The organism is Actinomadura kijaniata (assembly GCF_014138665.1).
Taxonomy (GTDB): Bacteria; Actinomycetota; Actinomycetes; order Streptosporangiales; family Streptosporangiaceae; genus Spirillospora; species Spirillospora kijaniata.
In genome coordinates this window covers 24,314-40,439 of sequence record NZ_JACJIA010000025.1, presented here as the reverse complement: position 1 = coordinate 40,439, position 16,126 = coordinate 24,314, and the positions used below count along the sequence as shown (strand labels likewise).

The 16,126-nt window shown below is 72.6% G+C and carries 21 protein-coding genes; 11 read left to right on the top strand and 10 right to left on the bottom strand.

Translation table 11 applies throughout. The features are described from left to right. Positions 1-55: 55 nt before the first annotated feature. Positions 56-751 carry an NmrA family NAD(P)-binding protein gene (locus HNR61_RS45450; protein WP_281400767.1) on the top strand — a complete coding sequence of 232 codons (696 nt, stop codon included), beginning with the start codon at positions 56-58 and terminating at the stop codon, positions 749-751. Here HNR61_RS45450 and HNR61_RS45445 read toward each other — a convergent pair. Then, positions 748-1,233, bottom strand: a complete 486-nt coding sequence (locus tag HNR61_RS45445) for an MgtC/SapB family protein (protein ID WP_182849363.1) — start codon at positions 1,231-1,233, stop codon at positions 748-750. The genes HNR61_RS45450 and HNR61_RS45445 overlap by 4 nt on opposite strands. A 270-nt stretch (positions 1,234-1,503) precedes the next feature. After that, on the bottom strand, positions 1,504-1,965 hold the full coding sequence (locus HNR61_RS45440) for a hypothetical protein (protein WP_182849362.1): 462 nt from the start codon (positions 1,963-1,965) through the stop codon (positions 1,504-1,506). A gap of 379 nt (positions 1,966-2,344) precedes the next feature. On the opposite strand from HNR61_RS45440, the gene HNR61_RS45435 reads away from it, so the two are divergent. The 4 genes from HNR61_RS45435 to HNR61_RS45420 all read left to right on the top strand — a co-directional run bounded on the left by HNR61_RS45435 (position 2,345) and on the right by HNR61_RS45420 (position 4,575). Continuing rightward, positions 2,345-3,172, top strand: coding sequence for a helix-turn-helix domain-containing protein (locus HNR61_RS45435; protein WP_182849361.1), 828 nt, complete (start codon positions 2,345-2,347; stop codon positions 3,170-3,172). Further along, positions 3,169-3,495 carry a DUF397 domain-containing protein gene (locus HNR61_RS45430; RefSeq protein ID WP_182849360.1) on the top strand — a complete coding sequence of 109 codons (327 nt, stop codon included), beginning with the start codon at positions 3,169-3,171 and terminating at the stop codon, positions 3,493-3,495. The genes HNR61_RS45435 and HNR61_RS45430 overlap by 4 nt, the downstream gene beginning before the upstream one ends. Before the next feature lie 4 nt (positions 3,496-3,499). Beyond that, on the top strand, positions 3,500-3,922 hold the full coding sequence (locus HNR61_RS45425; RefSeq protein WP_182849359.1) for an NUDIX hydrolase: 423 nt from the start codon (positions 3,500-3,502) through the stop codon (positions 3,920-3,922). Positions 3,923-4,110: 188 nt separating this feature from the next. Then, complete coding sequence (locus HNR61_RS45420; protein ID WP_182849358.1) at positions 4,111-4,575, top strand: hypothetical protein; 465 nt, start codon at positions 4,111-4,113, stop codon at positions 4,573-4,575. Positions 4,576-4,680: 105 nt separating this feature from the next. Here the strand turns inward: HNR61_RS45420 and HNR61_RS48945 are convergent, their stop codons facing one another. Further along, complete coding sequence (locus HNR61_RS48945) at positions 4,681-5,595, bottom strand: LysR family transcriptional regulator (protein WP_182849357.1); 915 nt, start codon at positions 5,593-5,595, stop codon at positions 4,681-4,683. A gap of 670 nt (positions 5,596-6,265) precedes the next feature. On the opposite strand from HNR61_RS48945, the gene HNR61_RS45410 reads away from it, so the two are divergent. Both HNR61_RS45410 and HNR61_RS45405 read left to right on the top strand, forming a co-directional pair. Beyond that, complete coding sequence (locus HNR61_RS45410; protein WP_182849356.1) at positions 6,266-6,643, top strand: VOC family protein; 378 nt, start codon at positions 6,266-6,268, stop codon at positions 6,641-6,643. 83 nt (positions 6,644-6,726) lie between these two features. After that, entirely contained in the window at positions 6,727-7,440 is a 714-nt protein-coding gene (locus HNR61_RS45405; RefSeq protein ID WP_182849355.1) for a hypothetical protein, read from the top strand. A 43-nt stretch (positions 7,441-7,483) separates the two neighbouring features. Here the strand turns inward: HNR61_RS45405 and HNR61_RS45400 are convergent, their stop codons facing one another. Continuing rightward, a complete protein-coding gene (locus HNR61_RS45400; protein WP_312898414.1) occupies positions 7,484-8,206 on the bottom strand; it encodes a TetR/AcrR family transcriptional regulator in 723 nt (240 codons plus the stop codon). Between the two features lie 78 nt (positions 8,207-8,284). Between HNR61_RS45400 and HNR61_RS45395 the strand changes: the two genes are divergently transcribed. Continuing rightward, positions 8,285-8,599, top strand: a complete 315-nt coding sequence (locus tag HNR61_RS45395) for a DUF1330 domain-containing protein (RefSeq protein ID WP_182849353.1) — start codon at positions 8,285-8,287, stop codon at positions 8,597-8,599. A gap of 202 nt (positions 8,600-8,801) precedes the next feature. Here the strand turns inward: HNR61_RS45395 and HNR61_RS45390 are convergent, their stop codons facing one another. Together HNR61_RS45390 and HNR61_RS45385 are read right to left on the bottom strand one after the other, a co-directional pair. Then, positions 8,802-9,215, bottom strand: a complete 414-nt coding sequence (locus HNR61_RS45390; protein ID WP_182849352.1) for a VOC family protein — start codon at positions 9,213-9,215, stop codon at positions 8,802-8,804. A 286-nt stretch (positions 9,216-9,501) separates the two neighbouring features. Then, positions 9,502-10,137 (bottom strand): TetR/AcrR family transcriptional regulator, encoded by a 636-nt coding sequence (locus HNR61_RS45385; protein WP_182849351.1) that lies wholly within the window; start codon positions 10,135-10,137, stop codon positions 9,502-9,504. A 73-nt stretch (positions 10,138-10,210) separates the two neighbouring features. Between HNR61_RS45385 and HNR61_RS45380 the strand changes: the two genes are divergently transcribed. The 3 genes from HNR61_RS45380 (at position 10,211) to HNR61_RS45370 (ending at position 11,631) form a co-directional block, all read left to right on the top strand. Further along, positions 10,211-10,618: a RidA family protein gene (locus HNR61_RS45380; RefSeq protein ID WP_182849350.1), complete on the top strand. Its 408-nt coding sequence runs from the start codon at positions 10,211-10,213 to the stop codon at positions 10,616-10,618. A 41-nt stretch (positions 10,619-10,659) separates the two neighbouring features. Then, positions 10,660-11,145: an NUDIX domain-containing protein gene (locus HNR61_RS45375; protein ID WP_182849349.1), complete on the top strand. Its 486-nt coding sequence runs from the start codon at positions 10,660-10,662 to the stop codon at positions 11,143-11,145. Positions 11,146-11,238: 93 nt separating this feature from the next. After that, entirely contained in the window at positions 11,239-11,631 is a 393-nt protein-coding gene (locus HNR61_RS45370) for a hypothetical protein (RefSeq protein WP_182849348.1), read from the top strand. An 82-nt stretch (positions 11,632-11,713) separates the two neighbouring features. On the opposite strand, the gene HNR61_RS45365 is transcribed toward HNR61_RS45370, so the two are convergent. The 4 genes from HNR61_RS45365 to HNR61_RS45350 all read right to left on the bottom strand — a co-directional run bounded on the left by HNR61_RS45365 (position 11,714) and on the right by HNR61_RS45350 (position 16,107). Next, the gene (locus HNR61_RS45365) at positions 11,714-12,229 is read right to left on the bottom strand and encodes a carboxymuconolactone decarboxylase family protein (RefSeq protein ID WP_182849347.1); all 516 of its coding nucleotides are present in this window, start codon (positions 12,227-12,229) and stop codon (positions 11,714-11,716) included. 134 nt (positions 12,230-12,363) lie between these two features. Then, a complete protein-coding gene (locus HNR61_RS45360; protein WP_182849346.1) occupies positions 12,364-14,595 on the bottom strand; it encodes a hypothetical protein in 2,232 nt (743 codons plus the stop codon). Further along, entirely contained in the window at positions 14,592-15,500 is a 909-nt protein-coding gene (locus tag HNR61_RS45355; protein ID WP_182849345.1) for a CU044_5270 family protein, read from the bottom strand. The genes HNR61_RS45360 and HNR61_RS45355 overlap by 4 nt, the downstream gene beginning before the upstream one ends. Then, complete coding sequence (locus HNR61_RS45350; protein ID WP_182849344.1) at positions 15,493-16,107, bottom strand: RNA polymerase sigma factor; 615 nt, start codon at positions 16,105-16,107, stop codon at positions 15,493-15,495. The genes HNR61_RS45355 and HNR61_RS45350 overlap by 8 nt, the downstream gene beginning before the upstream one ends. Between the last annotated feature and the right edge of the window lie 19 nt (positions 16,108-16,126).

Sequence of the window (16,126 nt, the reverse complement as noted above, 5' to 3'; positions counted from 1 at the left end):
GGCTGGGCGGTGCGGGCGCTGGTCCGCGACCCGGCCGCCCCCCGCCGCGCGGGAACTGGAAGGTCTCGGCGTCACGCTCGTCGCGGGCGACCTGGACGACGCCGGGTCGCTGCGCCGCGCGTTGGAGGGGGCCCACGGCGTGTTCAGCGTGCAGCCCCTGGCGTACGAGCCGGAGACGCTGGCCGCCGAGGTCCGCCGGGGCGTCGCGGTCGCCGACGCCGCCCGCGACGCCGGGGTCCGGCACCTGGTCTACAGCTCGGTCGGCGGCGCCGAGCGCGGCACCGGCATCGGCCACTTCGAGAGCAAGGCCGAGATCGAACGGCACGTCCGCGCCCTCGGCCTGCCCGCCACGATCCTGCGGCCGGTGTTCTTCATGGACAACCTGCTGCACTACGCCGACGCGACCGGCGAGCGGGTCATGGAGCTGCCGGTGCTGCCCGACCGGCCGATGCAGATGATCGCCTCCGACGACATCGGCCGCATCGCCGCCGCCGCGTTCGCCGCGCCCGCCGAGTTCGTCGGCGCGGAGCTGGAGATCGCCGGGGACGAGCCGTCGTTCGCCCGCGTCGCCGAGATCTACCATCGGGTCACCGGCGTTCCGACCCGGCTCGTCCCGCTGCCGATCGAGGAGCGCATGTTCGAGTGGTTCGCCGAGGACGGCTACCGGGCCGACCTCGGCGCGCTGCGCGGGCGGTTCCCGGGCCTGCTGACGTTCGAGGGGTTCCTGACCCGCCGGCTCGGCCCGGCCTAACGGACGCGGTCCCGTTCCTGGTCGCAGGAGCGGAACCGTCCCCGCCGCTCGTGCAGCACCGGCGTCGTGCGCTCCACCACGTGCCCGACCGGACGCAGCAGGAGGTGGACCAGCATCACCGCCGCCGTGCCGATCGCGGCGAACGCGAGCTGCCCGGCCGCCGCCAGGCATCCCACGGCGGCCGAGCACCAGATCGTCGCGGCGGTGTTGAGGCCGCGCACGCTCGCGCCGTCCTTGATGAGCACGCCCGCGCCGAGGAAGCCGACGCCGCTGACGACGTAGGAGGCGACGCGGGTCGGGCTCCCGATGTCCACGACGACGACCGAGTACAGCACGAACAGCGTCGCGCCGGTGGCGACCAGGGCGTTGGTGCGCAGGCTGGGCAGCCGGGCCCGCCACTGGCGCTCCAGCCCGAGCACGGTGCCGCAGGCCGCGCCCACGGCGAGACGGGTCACGAAGTCGAGGGTGGTCAGCGTGGCCATGAGGGGTCTCCCTTCGAGTGCGGGACCGACGCGCGCATCGGCGGCACGCGGGACCGCGCCCGTCGGGACGGGGTGCGCGGGAGGAGGCGGATGCGGCGTCAGCGGGTCGGACGTGGAACGCGACTGGGAGGCGCGTCGTCGCGAGGCCGGACGAGGGTCGGCGACATGACGCTCACCTCCTTCACCGACGGGAATCCGGGCCGTACCGCATCGAGGCTAACCATCAGGAATCGCCACTTCCGCCACAAAAGCGCACACCTGACGGCCTTTTTACGCGTCCTTGGCGACCGTCGGCCGCACGTCGGCGAGGGCGCGGGCGAGCCCGTCCACCGTGGCGGCGCAGACGAGCCGGGGCGGCGCGGTCGTCAGCGCCCACCACTGCCGCGTGTGGGCGCCCCACCAGCACGGAACGCCGGGGAACCGGCGGCGCAGCTCGGCGACGCTCATCTCGCGTTCCGGGGAGCGCCGCGCCAGCGCCCCCGCCACCAGCGGCCCGAGCAGATCGCCCACCCGGGCGGCGGCGGTCACGGCGTCGGCCCCCAGCAGCCCGCCCGTGCTCGACCGGTACCACCACCGCCCCGGAACGGCCCCCTCCTCCAGCGTGACGGTCTCCCCCAGAATCGGAACGGCCGGGGAGAACACCCGCAGCGAGGGACCGGGCAGCAGCCGGACCGCCCACCCGGCGCGTTCCAGCTCGTGACCGAGAGCGGCCAACGCGTCCGCCCCGCTCACGGCCTGCTCCGGCGGGCGGCGCGGGCGCGTTCGACGTCCAGTGCCTTACGAAGCTCGTCGGCACTCGTACGGATGACGGTCGGATCGACCCCTTCGCTGCTATCCCGAAGCGTCGCGACCCAGTCCCCCGGTAGCCCGTCATAGCGAATAGCCCGCCAAATGCGGTGCCCGGTATATAGGGCGCGAAGCCGGGCGAGTTCTGGTTCGTCGGCGGGGCACTGCTCGTTCATGAAAGGTCGCCTCACGAGGAACGATTTCTCTCGGTCACCACCCAGAGCCTCCCGTGACCGGGTTATGGTCGGGAAGAAGCGGAAGCTCAGCCCCGAAAAGCCCGCGCGCGCCATTCGAAACCCGACCAGGTTTCCATCCGGAGGTCCCGATGCCCCGCCGCCCCCGAGACCCGGGCGTCCCCCGCACCCCCGTCCAGCACTTCGGCGCGGAACTGCGCGCCCACCGGGACCTGGCGGGCCAGAGCCGCGCCCAGCTCGCCACCAAGATCGGCTACTCGTCGGTGTGGATCGGCCAGATCGAGAACGGCAAGGAGTCCCCGTCCAAGGAGTTCGCCCAGGACTGCGACACGTTCTTCGGGACGAACGGCCTGTTCTTCCGGGGCTGGGAGTGGATCCAGCAGGTCGCCGAGCTCAACCTCCTCCCGCCGGGCTTCCCGGACTTCCTGGAACGCGAGGCGGAGGCGGCCTCGATGCACATCTTCGAGACCATGGTCGTGACGGGCCTGTTCCAGACCCCCGAGTACGCCTACGAGGTGCTGAAGTCAGGCAAGAAGCCCGAAGTGGTCGAACGCCTGGTGGTGACCCGCATGGAACGCCAGCAGATCCTGGACGACGAGGACCCGCCGCACATCGTGGCCATCTTCGACGAGTTCGCGATCCGCCGCCCGATCGGCGACACCGAGACCAGGCGCGGCCAGCTCCAGCGTCTCGTCGAACTGGCGCAGCGACCCGAGATCACGATCCAGATCGTCCCGGCCGAAGCAGGCGGTTACCCGGGGCTGGCAGGCCCCTTCACGATCATGGGTTTTGCCGACGCCACAAACGTCGTTCACGAAGAGGGGCACCATGGAGCGCACCACCTAAACCAGCCTGATGCGGTGCGCCACTTTGCACTACAGTTCGATTTGATCAGAGGTGCGGCGATGTCGGCCGACGACACTCTTGAGATGCTCCGCGCAATCTTGGAGAGCCTATGAACACGCCAGATCTTTCGACGGTGCAGTGGCGCAAGAGCAGTTGGAGCGACAACACCGGCGGCCAGTGCATCGAGCTTGGCGGTGTCTGGCGCAAGAGCAGCTACAGCAGCAACACCGGCGGCCAGTGCATAGAACTTGGCAGTGGCTGGAGCAAGAGCAGCCACAGCGGAGACACCGGCGGCGCGTGCGTTGAACTCGCGAGCTTTGCTCCCACTGTCGCTGTTCGAGACTCCAAGGACCCGAACGGTCCCAAGCTGCTCTTCCCCGCCGCGCAGATGGACGCGTTCTTCCAGCAGATCAAGACGGGCGGGTTCGGCGCCTGAGGAGGTGCGCCACTCGGTCAGCGTCGCCGGGGTCGTGGTGAGCGATGACGGCAGGGCGCTGCTGATCCAACGGCGCGACAACGGGCGTTGGGAGCCTCCCGGCGGAGTGCTGGAGCTCGACGAGACGATCGTTGACGGCCTGCTGCGAGAGGTCCGCGAAGAGACGGGGCTCCTCGTTGAGCCGGTGGGCCTCACCGGCGTCTACAAGAACATGACGCGGGGCGTTGTGGCGTTGGTGTTCCGTTGCTGGGCGACCGGTGGCGAACTCACGACGAACGATGAGGTGCAGGCGTTCCGTTGGGCTGCGTTCGCCGACGTCCCCTCGCTCATGGACGAGGCGTACGCGGTCCGCGTCTTGGATGCGTTGCGCGCCGATGGCCCGGCCTGTCCGGTGCGCCAGCACGACGGCGTGAACCTCGTTCCGTGAGGTCGTTCCCTACCGCATGGGTGCGTCGCTCGGTGAGCGTCACCGACGTCCCGGTCTGTTCGGTACGTGGGTCCCGACCGTGGTGGGACAAAGGCGGAAAAGCGCCGGGACGCTGATCACTGCCGTTTGAATTTCCCCTCTCTTAACGTCATTCGCGTCGGGGGGCGTTCGCAAGAGAGGGGCTGGTCATGGCCATCGGGTGGAAACTGAGGACGGCCGCCGTCGGGCTCACCGCGGCGGGGGTTCTCGCCACGGGGGCCGCCACGGGGACGGCGTCGGCCGAGACGCGTGTCATGAACGCCGTGTTCGTCAACGAGATCTCCTGCTCGCTCGGCCTGGTCACGGCCACTCCAGGGGACAGGAACGCCACCTGGTCCACGCAACCGCCCACGACCATGACCAGCTGGGGCACCTGGTCGGTGAGCGCGGATCCCGGCCTGTGGGGATCGGTGAGCGGAAGCGTCGAATACGTGACCAAGCAGTGCGAGTTCCCCGAGATGAACGGTATCCCGGTGCGTTACACCTGGAAGCTGACGGCGACCGGCATCAATTACTACGGCGGCTCGGTCGGTGACAGGAACCTCATCGCGGGTCTGCACAAGGCCCATTACGGCCTTTCGCCGCTGTTCATCCTCACGCCGCGTATCGGCTGATCAGTCCACGGCGGACCCGTTCCCGTCCGGTTCGGGAGCGGGTCCGTCCGGGGTGGGCCCGGGAGATTCGTTCCGTGAGGTCGTCGGGCGAGGGGCGCCGCCCGGTCAGCCGGGTGTTCCGCCGCGGGTGATGGGCCTCGGGCCGAGGGTGCGGGCGGTCTGGGCCAGGGCTTGGGCGGCGGCGCCGGCGCCGTCGGTGGTCCAGAGGAGGGCCCACTCGGTGGGCGGGGCGTCGTGGATCGGCACGAACGTGACGCCCGGATAGCTGTAGTACCAGGTGACGTGCTCGTTGAGCGGGCAGACGGCGTGCCCGCCGGCGACCAGGGTCAAGACCTCGTGGAAGGTCTGCGGGGTGGCGGGCCCGCGCGGGATCCGCCGTCCGGAGGGGGTGTGCCGGGGGATCATCGCCTCGATCCAGTACTCGGGAATCCGGGAGTCGACGCCCGGCACGGCGTGGTCGGCCAGGTCCTCCAGCGAGACCGACTCCCGGCCCGCCAGGTCCGAGTGCGAGGGGACGGCCAGCACGCGTCCCTCGGTCAGCACCACGGGTCCGGCGGTGATGTCCGCCTCGCGGACCGGCAGCCATGTCACCTGCGCGTCCACCCGGCCCGCGCGGAGGGCGGCGAACGGGTCACTGAAGTGGATCTCGACCATGTCGACGGTGCAGCCGGGGTACTCGGCCCGGAACTTCCCGATCACCGGCTGCATCTCGTTCCCGAGCACCCCCATGACGCCCAGCCGCAGCGGCCCGTGCACGCCGCTTCCGGCGGCGATGGCCTTGGCCAGCGCGTTCTGGATGCCCCGGTGGTGGGGTTCCAGATCATCACGGAGCTGCCGGCCGAGCGGGGTGAGGTCGACGCGGCGGCTGGTGCGCGCGAACAGCGGCGCGCCGATCCGGCGTTCCACCCTCTGGACGATACGGCTGACCATCGCGGCGGACAGATGAAGCCGTTCGGCCGTGCGGCCGAAGTGCAGCTCCTCGGCCAGGACGAGGAAGACCTCCAGCTCGCGTCGTTCCACTCCGCACCTCCCTTCCGTCACCCTATTGCCGCACCTTATGTGGGGTCTCCGCCCGATCGGCCACCGTTTCCCACGGCTTCGGGATGATCGGAAACCTGGTGGCGAGCGCGAACGGGGAGTCGCCGGGACCGCCCGGATCGACCGCGAGCGTTCCGGCCGCGGGCCGGGACGCGTTCCGGCGCCGGACCACCGCGTAGGCGACGCTGACGCTGCCCGGGATGCGCGCGCACCAGGGGAACCCTCAGCGTGCCGCACCCGGCGCGCGGGACCGGCAGGCAGCCGGCCGGGTCGTCCGGCGCCGCCTCCGCCCGCGACGCCGGGGCCACCGCCATCGCGCTGGTCGCGGTGAACGCGGTCGCGAGGGCGACCGTTCCCATGAAGACCTTTTTCATGGCGGGAGCCTCGTCCGCGTGCGGCCGACCGCACATCACCCCGCGCGGCGAACCGGCCACCGAGACCTGGAAGGGAAACCCGTGCCCTCCGGTGCCCCGCACCTCGCCGACGGTGTGCCGACCGTACTCCCGCCCGCTCCAAGGCCGGTCCGCGCAGGGGCGCCGGCACCGTTTCACGACTGATCACTTCACCGGGTACGGTCGCGGGAGTTCGCGCCGCGGGGCCCGTGAAGTGCGCGTGTCCCCCGGCGGCTCCCACGCTGAAAGTAGGTTCCACCATGGCATGCCGGATCGGTGAGCTCGTGCTCGGTTGCCACGACCCCGAGGTGCTGGCGCGGTTCTGGTGCGAGGTCCTGGACTTCGTCGTGCTCGACCGCGAAGAGGACTACATCGAGATCGGCCCGCGCGAAGGGTTCGGCGGCCCGCAGCCGACGATCATCCTCAGCCGCCGCGACGAGCCGGAGAAGGGGAAGTCCCGGCTGCACATCGACGTCAACCCCACCGACCGCGACCAGGACGCCGAGCTCGAACGCCTCCTGGCGCTCGGGGCGCGCCCGGCGGACATCGGCCAGACCGGCGAGGAGCCGTGGCACGTGCTCGCCGACCCCGAGGGCAACGAGTTCTGCCTGCTCAAGGCCCGCATCCCCCAGCTCTGACGCCCTCGGCGGCAACGCGGACCACGGCGGGCGGCCGGACGGGACGATCCACGACAAAGATCACCAAATGGCATGATGAGGTCATGCGCACCCTCCTGCGTCACCCGCTCATGGCCGTCCTGTGCCTGGTCGGCGGCCTCAACCTGGTGGCGTGGGGCATCGCGGGGGCCGTCCTCCTGGCCCCGGGCGGCGACCGCGACCTGCGCCTCTACCGGGCGGCGGCGCGCTGCCCGTCCGCCCCGTCCGGGCCCGCCGAATGCCGCTGGACGCAGGAGTTCACCGTGGTCGGCGTCCGCCTGACCACGTCGAGGTACGACCCGGACTCCGCGCGCCTGCGGGACGCCGGCGGCTCCGAGCAGGAGGTCGCCACCGACAAGGACCTGCTGGCCGGTCTCGACAAGGGCGAGCGGGTCACCGGCACGGTCTGGCGCGGCCGGATCGTCGAGATCTCGGCGGACGGCGAGACCCGGAAGACCGACGCCGCCCCGGACGACCTGCGCGCGCGGTTCCTCATCGGCGCGCTGGTGATCGTGCCTCCGGGCCTGCTGGCGACGCTCGCGGCCGCCTGGCGGCTGGTCCGCTTCCGCCGCCCGGAGCCGACGCCGGGCATGACCGTCACCCTGGGCCTGGCGTTCGCCCTGGGCCTCATCGGAATCCTCTCCCCGGCCTTCGCCGCCGGCCGGGAGGAGGACCTCTCCAACACCCTGGTCCCCTGGCTCATCATGACCCCCATCGCCCTCGTCGTGGCCCTCGGCTACGCCGCCCACCTGCGCTCCGAGAACGCCGGGCCCTCCTGATGGCGGGAGCGGCGGGACGAGCCGCCCGCCCGCTCCGCGTCCCCTAGGACAGGCCCAGGGATCTGACCAGGTCGAGCATCTCGGCGCGGTAGAGGGCGGCCGGGTTGCCCGCGACGGGACGGATGTGGCCGTCGACCTCCAGGGCCACCAGGCCGTGCATCCGGCCCCAGACGCGCAGCGCGAGCGCCGCCGCGGCGGGCGGCACGTCCGGGAGGTCCGCCCGGATCTTCGTGACGTAGTCCGGGTGGAGGTCGGCCCAGGAGGCGTCCTCGGGCTGGTGGCGCCGCGCGTGGGGCCACGCGGCGGCCACCAGGCGGGTGAGCTCGCGGCACACGCGGCGCGCCGTCTGGTCCACCGGCCCGCCCTCGGGGGGCCGGTAGCCGGGGATGGGGTTGCCGTAGAAGAGCCGGAAGCTCTCCGGGTTGGCCAGCGCCCATTCCCTCAGGGCCTCGCCCCACGCCACCAGCCGGCCGCCGGGATCGGTGTCGGGGACGGCGGCGCAGGCGGTCTCCACCGCCGCCGCGAGCGAGGCGGCGATCCCGCCGATCAGTTCCGTGACCAGGTCGTCGCGGGTGGGGAAGTAGCTGTAGATCGCGCGTGGGGTCATCCCCATCTCGCGGGCGATGCCGCGCAGCGAGATCGCTCCGGGGCCCTCGTCGGCCAGCTGCCGCACCGCGATGGTCTTGATCTCCCGGACCGTCTCCGCCCGCAGCCGCTCCCGGCGGCTCGTCGTGCGCGCGCCGCGTCCGTTCTCGTCAGTCCCCACCTTGATCAGGTTACCGGGGTGCCGTAGTCTCCGGCGAGTCAAAAGTATACGCCGTGTCCAAAGGAAACGGGGGATAACATGAGCGCCTACGTCGTCGTCGCCATCGATGTGCTCGACGAGCGGGCCGCCCTGGCCTATGCGGCCGTGGCCCAGAGGTCCGTCCTCGACCACGGGGGCCGGTACCTGGTCGCGGGGCCCACGCCCGAGCCCGTCGAGGGCGCCTGGGACTCCGGCCGGTTCGTGGTCATCGAGTTCCCCGACATGGACCGGGTCCGCGAGTGGTACGACTCCCCCGAGTACCGGCGGGCCCGGGAGATCCGGGAGGGCGCGATGCGGGTGCGGATGCTGTTCGCCGAGGGAGCGCCGCCCGAGGGCTTCTCCCTCCCGGCCTAGCGTTGGGCGCGGGAATGGCGAAGGGCGTTCAGGCTCGGGGCGTGAGCACCGGCCTGAACACCCTTCTGACCACGTTGCACGTCAGGCCCGGTGACCGACCGGGGCACCGGCCCCGGCCTGCCGACGCCGAACCGCCGGCCCCGGCGGCAAGGGCCGTCCGAGCGGACCGGGAACGGGGACGGCGTGCGAACGAGTCTCGCGGCTACTCCGCGTAGGGCTGGTCCTCTCCCTGGTCGCTGTAGCCGAGGCTCCAGACGTAGCCGTCCGGGTCGGCGAAGGTGCCGCCGTACCCGCCCCACGGCAGGGCGCCGGCGGGCTTGAGGATCGTGGCACCGGCCTTCTCGGCCTCCGCCATGACCTCGTCGACCCGCGCCTCACTGCGGACGACGTAGGTGAGGACGAGCCCGCTGAAGCCGCTGCCCTCCGGGCTCGTGCCCACCTGCTCGGCCAGGCCCTCACGGCCGTAGAAGCCGACCGGCGAGGCCCCGTCCGACTCGAAGAACACCGAGATGCCCCAGTCGTTCTTGATCTTCCAGCCGAGCCCCTCGGTGTAGAACTGCTTGGATCGGTCCAGGTCCCGGACTCCGAGAAGGATCGAGCTCACGTGCGCCTTCATGCCTTGTCTCCCTGCGTTCGAGGTGCCGCCCGGACACCCGCGTCGGGTCCGGCGGCCGCGTTGGCGTCGGTCGCCCTGCGACTGCCTCTGCGAACATCACGCTACGTACGGGGCCGGGGCCGGTGCTTCTTGATTCCTGACCGATGCGGACACCCGCGGGAGCGCCGGGATCCGACGATGCGACCGTCCTCGGTTCCGGTCCCACCCGGCCCAGGGTCCGCAGGTCGGATCGCGAAGCGATGCCGTGCTCGCCAAGATCTGGTTAGGCCGGGGCTTTGAAACACGCCTAGCCGTGCCGCCCGAGGGGGTGGGAGGTCAGGGAGCGCCAGCCGCGCTCGACCGACCGGCGGCACCGGTCGGGGTCGTCGCCCGCGCTGGTGAACAGGGCGGTCAGCATCGGCACGCCGTGGGCGAGCGCCTCGCGGGGCAGGGGGCCCGTGACGACCAGCGAGGCCAGGCCGTGGCCGATGGTCCAGCTCTGCGTGGCCAGCTCCAGCGGGTCGACGTCGTCGCGGAAGCGTCCGGCCGACCGTGCCCGTTCGACGGCCCGGACCAGGTGGTGCAACGTCTCGTCGGCGGCCGCGGCGTCCTGGAGTTCGAACCCGGCGTCGAACATGACCCGGTACAGGTCGGGGTTGGCCAGGGCGTTGGCCAGGTAGGCGGCGCCGAGCCCGGTCAGGTGCCGCACCGGGTCCGCGGCGACCGGCACCTCCTCCAGCCTGGCCGCCAGGCGCGTGAACCCCTCCTGCCGCACCGCCGCCCACAGGCCGTCCATGCCGCCGAAGTAGGTGTAGACGGCCATCGTCGAGACGCCGGTCCCGGCCACCAGCGAACGCAGCGTGACCGGCTCCCGGGCGCTGAGCATCCGCGCGGCCCGGTCGATCAGCCGGGCGCGCACCGCCGGGTCCTTGATCCTCACCATGGCGCCACAATACATATCGTTGCTATGTTCTGACGGTGGCCGGACCCGTCGGCGCCGACGCCGAGGAGCGCGCATGACCGTGACGCTGATCAACCCCGACGGGCTGCCCAAGCCCGAGGTCTACCGCCAGATGTCGGTCGCCACCGGATCGAGACTGGTGTTCCTGGCGGGCCAGGTGGCCCGCGACGCCGAGGGGCGGCCGGTCGGCGAGGGGGACCTGGCCGCCCAGGTCGAGCAGTCCTACGTGAACGTCGCCACGGCCCTGGCCGCGGTCGGCGGGTCCTTCGCCGACGTGGCGAAGCTGACCGTCTACGTCGTCGACTGGACGCCCGACAAGATGCCGCTGCTGGGCGAGGGCGTCTCCCGGGCGGCCGCCCGGCTGGGGATCGACCCGGTCAAGCCGATCACGCTCCTGGGCGTCGCGGCGCTGGGGGAACCCGATCTGCTGGTCGAGGTCGAGGCCACCGCGGTCCTCGACTGAGCCGGGCGCCCGGCCGCCCCGATCCGGTTACGCTCGCACCCGTGACCACCGTCCAGGGCATCGACTTCCAGGCGCTCGTCGACCGCGCCGACCGCGACGGCGTCCAGAGGATCGTGGTCGGCGCCGTCGTCCACGCCGCGGGCCGGGTGCTGGTCCTGCGCCGCTCGGGCGGCGACGCGTTCCTTCCCGGCATCGAGGAGCTTCCCTCCGGGGGCGTGGATCCCGGCGAGGACCTGCCCACCGCGCTGCGCCGCGAGCTCGCCGAGGAGATCGGCCGCGGTGGGCCGCTCGCCCTGGACCCCGGTTTCGTCACGCACTTCGACTACGTGTCCGGCTCCGGCCGCAGGGCCCGCCAGTACACCTTCGGGCTCGCCCACGACGGCGGCCCCGTCTCGCTGTCGCCCGAGCACACCGGCTTCCGTTGGCTCGCCCCCGCCGACCTGGCGGGCTCCGACGTCACCGAGGAGACCGCGCGAACGGTCCACGCCTGGGCCGCCGCACGGTCGAATCCAGTGCCCTGGCACTAGTCGGTTGGCCCTCCGGGACCTGGAACAGGGAAGCGCGCCCCTTTTATGGTCGAACCAAATGTCCGGTTAACTCCATGACACGGGGGCTCGAAGATGAACCACTGGAAGATCGCACCCGCGCTGGCCGCCGCCGGTGTCGCCCTGGCGACCCTGAGCGCCCCGGCCGTCGCCTCGGCCGAGACCGCGTCCGCCAAGACCGCGTCCGTCGAGACGGTCACGGCCAAGGCCAAACACAAGAAGTCCGCCAAGTGCAAGACGCCGCGCGGCAAGAAGATCAACATCTCCTGGGGCGACGGCAACGTCACCACCACGGTGTACTACAACAACCACTGCAAGCAGACCCGCGGCATCAAGCTGCAGTTCGTGAAGCAGAACGGCGAGATCAAGAACGTGTGCAAGAACGCCAAGGCCCGGAAGAAGGACAAGCTGAAGTACGACAACGGCATGCCGAACAAGGTCACGATCCTGGCCGGCAAGTGCCCGTGACGCCCGCCTGACCCGGGTACGGCAGAGGCCGCGCCTCCCCGCGGGGGGCGCGGCCTCTGCCGTTGCGGCGGCGTTCGGTGGATCAGGACGCGTCGGCGGGACGCCACTGCTCGGCCGGGGAGGCGCCGGGGAGCGGCTTGCCGATCAGCGCGAGCGGGACGAAGAAGTTGACCTGGCCGATCGCCATGCCGAGCGTGGCCAGGGCCCTGTCGTCGTAGTGCTCGGACGCCTCGGCGTACAGCGCGTCAGGGACGCGCTCGCCGTGCGGGTTGGGCGTGAGCACCGCGTCCACCAGCGCGAGCGCGGCGCGTTCGGCGTCGGTGAAGTACGGCGCGTCCCGCCAGGAGGAGACGGCGGCGATCCGTTCCTCCGACTCCCCGGCCCCGCGCAGGTTGCCGGTGTGCAGAACGGTCAGGTAGGCGCTGCCGACGAGCTGGCCGGCGCGCAGTTGCACCAGGCTGACGGTGGTCTGCGGGACCGAGCCGTTGCCGACGGCCTTGAACAGCGCGCCGCCGACCTCGCCCAGCTCCGGGACGAGCTGCTGGGGGTTGGGCAGGCGCGAGGCGAGCGGGGCGGGGGCGGACGGAGAGGCGTTCATGGGGTGACTTCCTTCGCGGAGGCGGGCCGCTCGGGCCCGCTCGTTCGATGCGTTCACCCCACTGACGGACCGGAGGAGGCGGATGTGACCGCCTCCGGAAGATCCGTTGACGCCTCGCCGTCCGCCCGCGGCGGTCAGCGCACCGTGTACGCGCGGCGGATCGTCTGGTCGAGCGTGGTGCCGGACGCGTCCCGGACGAGGGCGCGCAGCGAGACGCCTCCCCGCGCGGGGTTCCGCAGCCGCACGACCCAGTGGTCGCCCTCCCGGGCCACCGGCAGGGGCCGCCAGTGCGCGCCGTCGTCGAAGGACGCCTTGACGGCGAGCGAGGTGACCGGTGCCGCGGCCGCTCCGGCCTGGTGCGCGACGCGGACCGGGATGGAGACCTCACGCCCGGCGGGCCCCTGGTTGAGGTGGTCCAGGGAGGGGGAGAACCGGACGGCCATCAGCGGGAGCGGTGTGGTGCCGCCGTTCCCGGCGGAGGCGAACGTCCAGGACGCGCGCACCCCGGTCGTGGCCTGCCAGTGCGGCGTGCCGACGTTGGCCTCGACGTCGAGCCGGTAGGAGCCCGGCGCGGCCGGCACCTTGAAGACCCCCGTGCCGGGTTCGGACGTCTCGCCGACCAGGGCGCCGTCCCGGTAGAGCCGGGTCGCCCCCGCGGACTTCTCGGAGTCGGCGTGGTTGTACCCGTAGTGGCCGGGCCGGTCGTCGGTGAAGGCGGGGACGCTGACGTCGATGGTGTCGCCGTGCCGGAAGACCCACGCGGGCCGGTGGGTCTCCTTCCACGGCTGGGTCGGGGTGGCGAGCCAGGGGCCCAGCACCCCCTTGGCCATGGTCTCGGTGAACCGTTCGCCCGGCCGGTGGGCGCGGGCGCTGGAGGTCAGGGCAGGGGCGCCGTCGCCCGAGCCGATCAGGGTGCGGCCGAAGAGGACGCCCTCCTGCGCCGGGTGGTACTCGGTCCGGACGCTCGGGACGCGGATCAGCTCGCTCCCGTTGCCGAGGAACAGTTCGCCGAACCGGGCGCCGGTGGACAACTGCGCGGTTCCGGCGGCGCCCGCCGCGCGGTAGGTGATGCGGCCGGCCGCCAGGTCCTCGTCCCGGTCCAGGTAGACGGGGTTGTCGGGGATGCGGCCGACCGTCGGGTGGACGAGGTTGTAGCTGTAGGGGCTGGCCTCGATCCCGCGCGTGGTCACCGGTACCGGGGCGGTCCCGGCCAGGCGGCGCAGCCGTTCGGCCGCCTCGCCGCGCGCGACCAGGGTCGGCAACGCCAGGTCGCCGCTGTAGGAGGGCGCTTCGCCCGCGTCTCCCAGCAGGACCGCCCGGCCGCCGGCCTTGGCGACGTTCGCCACGCGTTCGGGGAGGGTCGCGCCCGCCCCGTCCGGCAGGTCGAGCACGACGAGCGCGCCCGCCGCGTCCTTGAGGTCGTCGGGTTCCCCGGCGCCGCCGTGCACCGCCTTGAGGCCGTGGGTGCCGAGCAGGCGGGGGGACGCCTTGCCCTCCTCGTCCCTGCTCTCGGTGTAGGAGACGTCCACGGGGAACGGGGAGCCGCCCCCGACGTCGAGGCGGATCAGCGGCTCCTGGAAGACGCCCCGGACGTTGAAGGTGAAGTCGGGGGACGGTTCGGTGACCTTCGCGTGGACCTCGGCGTCGTCGGGCAGGAACGAGATCCATTGTTTGTGGAGGAATCCGGAGCCGGGCGGGGCCTTGACGGTCATGCCGGTCGCCCAGTGAACCGCGCGGGCGGTGGGCCGTGCGACGCCCAGCCTCACCCGGCGCGCTCCGCGTCCGTCGAGGGTCACCGTGGTGTCCTTGTCGACCCTCACCTCGGGATCCATGAGCTCCAGGAAGGGGCCGCCCGCCCGGTGGTCGCCCGCCATGGTGTGGACGGCGTACCGGCCGGGCGGCACCGGCAGTTCCTCACCGGGGCTGATCCACCATGTCCCGAAGCCGGGGTCGTCGCGGCTGACCACCGTCACTGTCGCGGGGGCCGTGAGGGGCCGGCCCTCCCGGTCCAGGATCTCGACCTTCAGGACGTGGTCGGCGGCGGTGGCGCGGCGTGCCGGTGCGGTGCCGCCGCCGATCGTGAACAGGCGCGGGTCCAGCCGGCGCGAGGCGGCGTCGGAGGGCAGGACGGTCAGGTCGCGGCCCGCGCCGAACTGCTGGAAGGCGATGTGGTCGCGGCCGGGGCCGGGGTCGATCCCGGCGACGGCGCCGTCCCGGACGCGGACCCGGTCGCCGGTGACCAGCGTGACCGTCCTGCTCTCATGCGCCCCGGGGGTGGCGGCCGGTTCCGGCGCGGCCTGGGCGAGGGGGGCGGTGGGAACGGCGAGCGCGGCCGTCAGGGCGGCGGTCAGGGGGAGGGACTTCACGGGATCCTCGGCTTCTCGTCGGTCCAGCCGGTGGACAGGTAGATGGTCGACGAGTTCATGGCGTGGCCCTTGGCCCGGGTGAAGGTCCGGGCGAGCACCTGGGAGGAGCCGGTGTCGACGATGAGCCGGAACTCCGTCGGCCCCTTGGGGCCGGTGAACGTGAACGCCAGGGCGGCGCCCTTGCGGCCGCGCGGATCCGACGTGCGGCCCAGCGACCGCACTCCGGGCATCGCGGCCAGGGCCCGGAACGCGGCGGCCCGGGTCTTGGGGGTGGTCGGCTGGCTGATCAGCAGCTCGATCAGGGCTTCGGTGACGTAGTGCGGTCCGCCGGACTTCGGCCTGTTGCGCTCGGCGAGCGCGCGCAGCCTCTGGGGATCGGTCGGCAGCTTGAGCAGCGCGGACAGGGACGGGTCGGGACCGAGCACGGACACCGGCATCGGCGCCAGGCCCTTGAGCCGGTGGATCCCGGAGGGTGCCTCTCCCGGTCCGGGCGCGGGGTCGCGGTAGGCGGTCCAGCGCCGCCCGTCCAGGGTGATCCATTGCGCGCTGACCGCCGCGCCGGGAGAGTTGTGGGTGGTCTTGATGTGCCAGTACGTGCCGGTGGGCGCCGTCTCGGCGCGCCGGGCGGCGGCGAGCAGCACGGTCTGGGCGGAGTCAAGGCGCACGGGGGTGTTGCCGGGCCCGTCACCGGGCGCGTCGCCGATCTGCACGACGGCGAGCGTTCCCGCGGCCACCGCGCCGGCGAGGGCGAGACCCCACACGGGACGGACCCGGCGGCGGGCGCCGCGCGGAGCGGCCTGGGCGTTCGTGTGCGCGGCCAGCCGCGCGCGCATCCGGGCGACGTCGTGCGGCGCGGGGTCCGGCTGGGCGTCATGGTAGTCGCGGAGGGGACGCAGGTCATTCATCGTTCAGGGCCTCCAGGGCCGTGCGGAGCTTGCGCCGCGCGCGATTGACGCGGGAAGCGACGGTGCCGGGCGGGACGCCGAGGGCGACGGCGGCCTCGGCATAGCTGAGCCGGGCGAAGGCGACGAGGGTCAGGGCGGCGCGGTCGTCCTTGGACAGCCGGGCCAGCCCGCGGGCGACCTCGGGGTGGAGCTGCGCGGCGGCCATCCGGTCGACGACCCGGTCGGCGTGGCCGGGGTCGGCGTCCTGGCGGCCCGCGCGCCGCATCGCGCGGTAGAACCGCACCTCGGCGCGCCGGTGGCGGCTGATCAGGCGGGTCGCGATCCCGTAGAGCCAGGCCCGCGCCTCGGGATGCGCCGGGTCGTACCGGTGCCGCTGGTCGAAGGCGGCCAGGAACGTGTCGGCGGTGATGTCCTCCGCCGCCGCCATGCCGAGCCGCGCGGCGGCGTAGCGGTGGATCCGTGCGTGGTACCGGTCGAAGATCAGCGAGAACAGCTCGGGCTCGGCGCGGGACCGTTCGATGACGGCCGCGTCGGTCGGGCCGGTCGGGCCGGGCGCGTCGACCGCCCCGTCGGGGGGCCGCGCGGGCGGTGGGTGGGTCACGGGCATGCTCCGGGCCTTCCTCGGG

Bases quoted from the DNA above. Each gene is read 5' to 3' on its own strand.
- HNR61_RS45445 (WP_182849363.1), bottom strand. From the start codon at position 1,233: ATGGCCACGCTGACCACCCTCGACTTCGTGACCCGTCTCGCCGTGGGC.
- HNR61_RS45435 (WP_182849361.1), top strand. From the start codon at position 2,345: ATGCCCCGCCGCCCCCGAGACCCGGGCGTCCCCCGCACCCCCGTCCAG.
- HNR61_RS45430 (WP_182849360.1), top strand. From the start codon at position 3,169: ATGAACACGCCAGATCTTTCGACGGTGCAGTGGCGCAAGAGCAGTTGG.
- HNR61_RS45420 (WP_182849358.1), top strand. From the start codon at position 4,111: ATGGCCATCGGGTGGAAACTGAGGACGGCCGCCGTCGGGCTCACCGCG.
- HNR61_RS45410 (WP_182849356.1), top strand. From the start codon at position 6,266: ATGGCATGCCGGATCGGTGAGCTCGTGCTCGGTTGCCACGACCCCGAG.
- HNR61_RS45405 (WP_182849355.1), top strand. From the start codon at position 6,727: ATGCGCACCCTCCTGCGTCACCCGCTCATGGCCGTCCTGTGCCTGGTC.
- HNR61_RS45395 (WP_182849353.1), top strand. From the start codon at position 8,285: ATGAGCGCCTACGTCGTCGTCGCCATCGATGTGCTCGACGAGCGGGCC.
- HNR61_RS45390 (WP_182849352.1), bottom strand. From the start codon at position 9,215: ATGAAGGCGCACGTGAGCTCGATCCTTCTCGGAGTCCGGGACCTGGAC.
- HNR61_RS45385 (WP_182849351.1), bottom strand. From the start codon at position 10,137: ATGGTGAGGATCAAGGACCCGGCGGTGCGCGCCCGGCTGATCGACCGG.
- HNR61_RS45380 (WP_182849350.1), top strand. From the start codon at position 10,211: ATGACCGTGACGCTGATCAACCCCGACGGGCTGCCCAAGCCCGAGGTC.
- HNR61_RS45370 (WP_182849348.1), top strand. From the start codon at position 11,239: ATGAACCACTGGAAGATCGCACCCGCGCTGGCCGCCGCCGGTGTCGCC.
- HNR61_RS45365 (WP_182849347.1), bottom strand. From the start codon at position 12,229: ATGAACGCCTCTCCGTCCGCCCCCGCCCCGCTCGCCTCGCGCCTGCCC.
- HNR61_RS45355 (WP_182849345.1), bottom strand. From the start codon at position 15,500: ATGAATGACCTGCGTCCCCTCCGCGACTACCATGACGCCCAGCCGGAC.
- HNR61_RS45350 (WP_182849344.1), bottom strand. From the start codon at position 16,107: ATGCCCGTGACCCACCCACCGCCCGCGCGGCCCCCCGACGGGGCGGTC.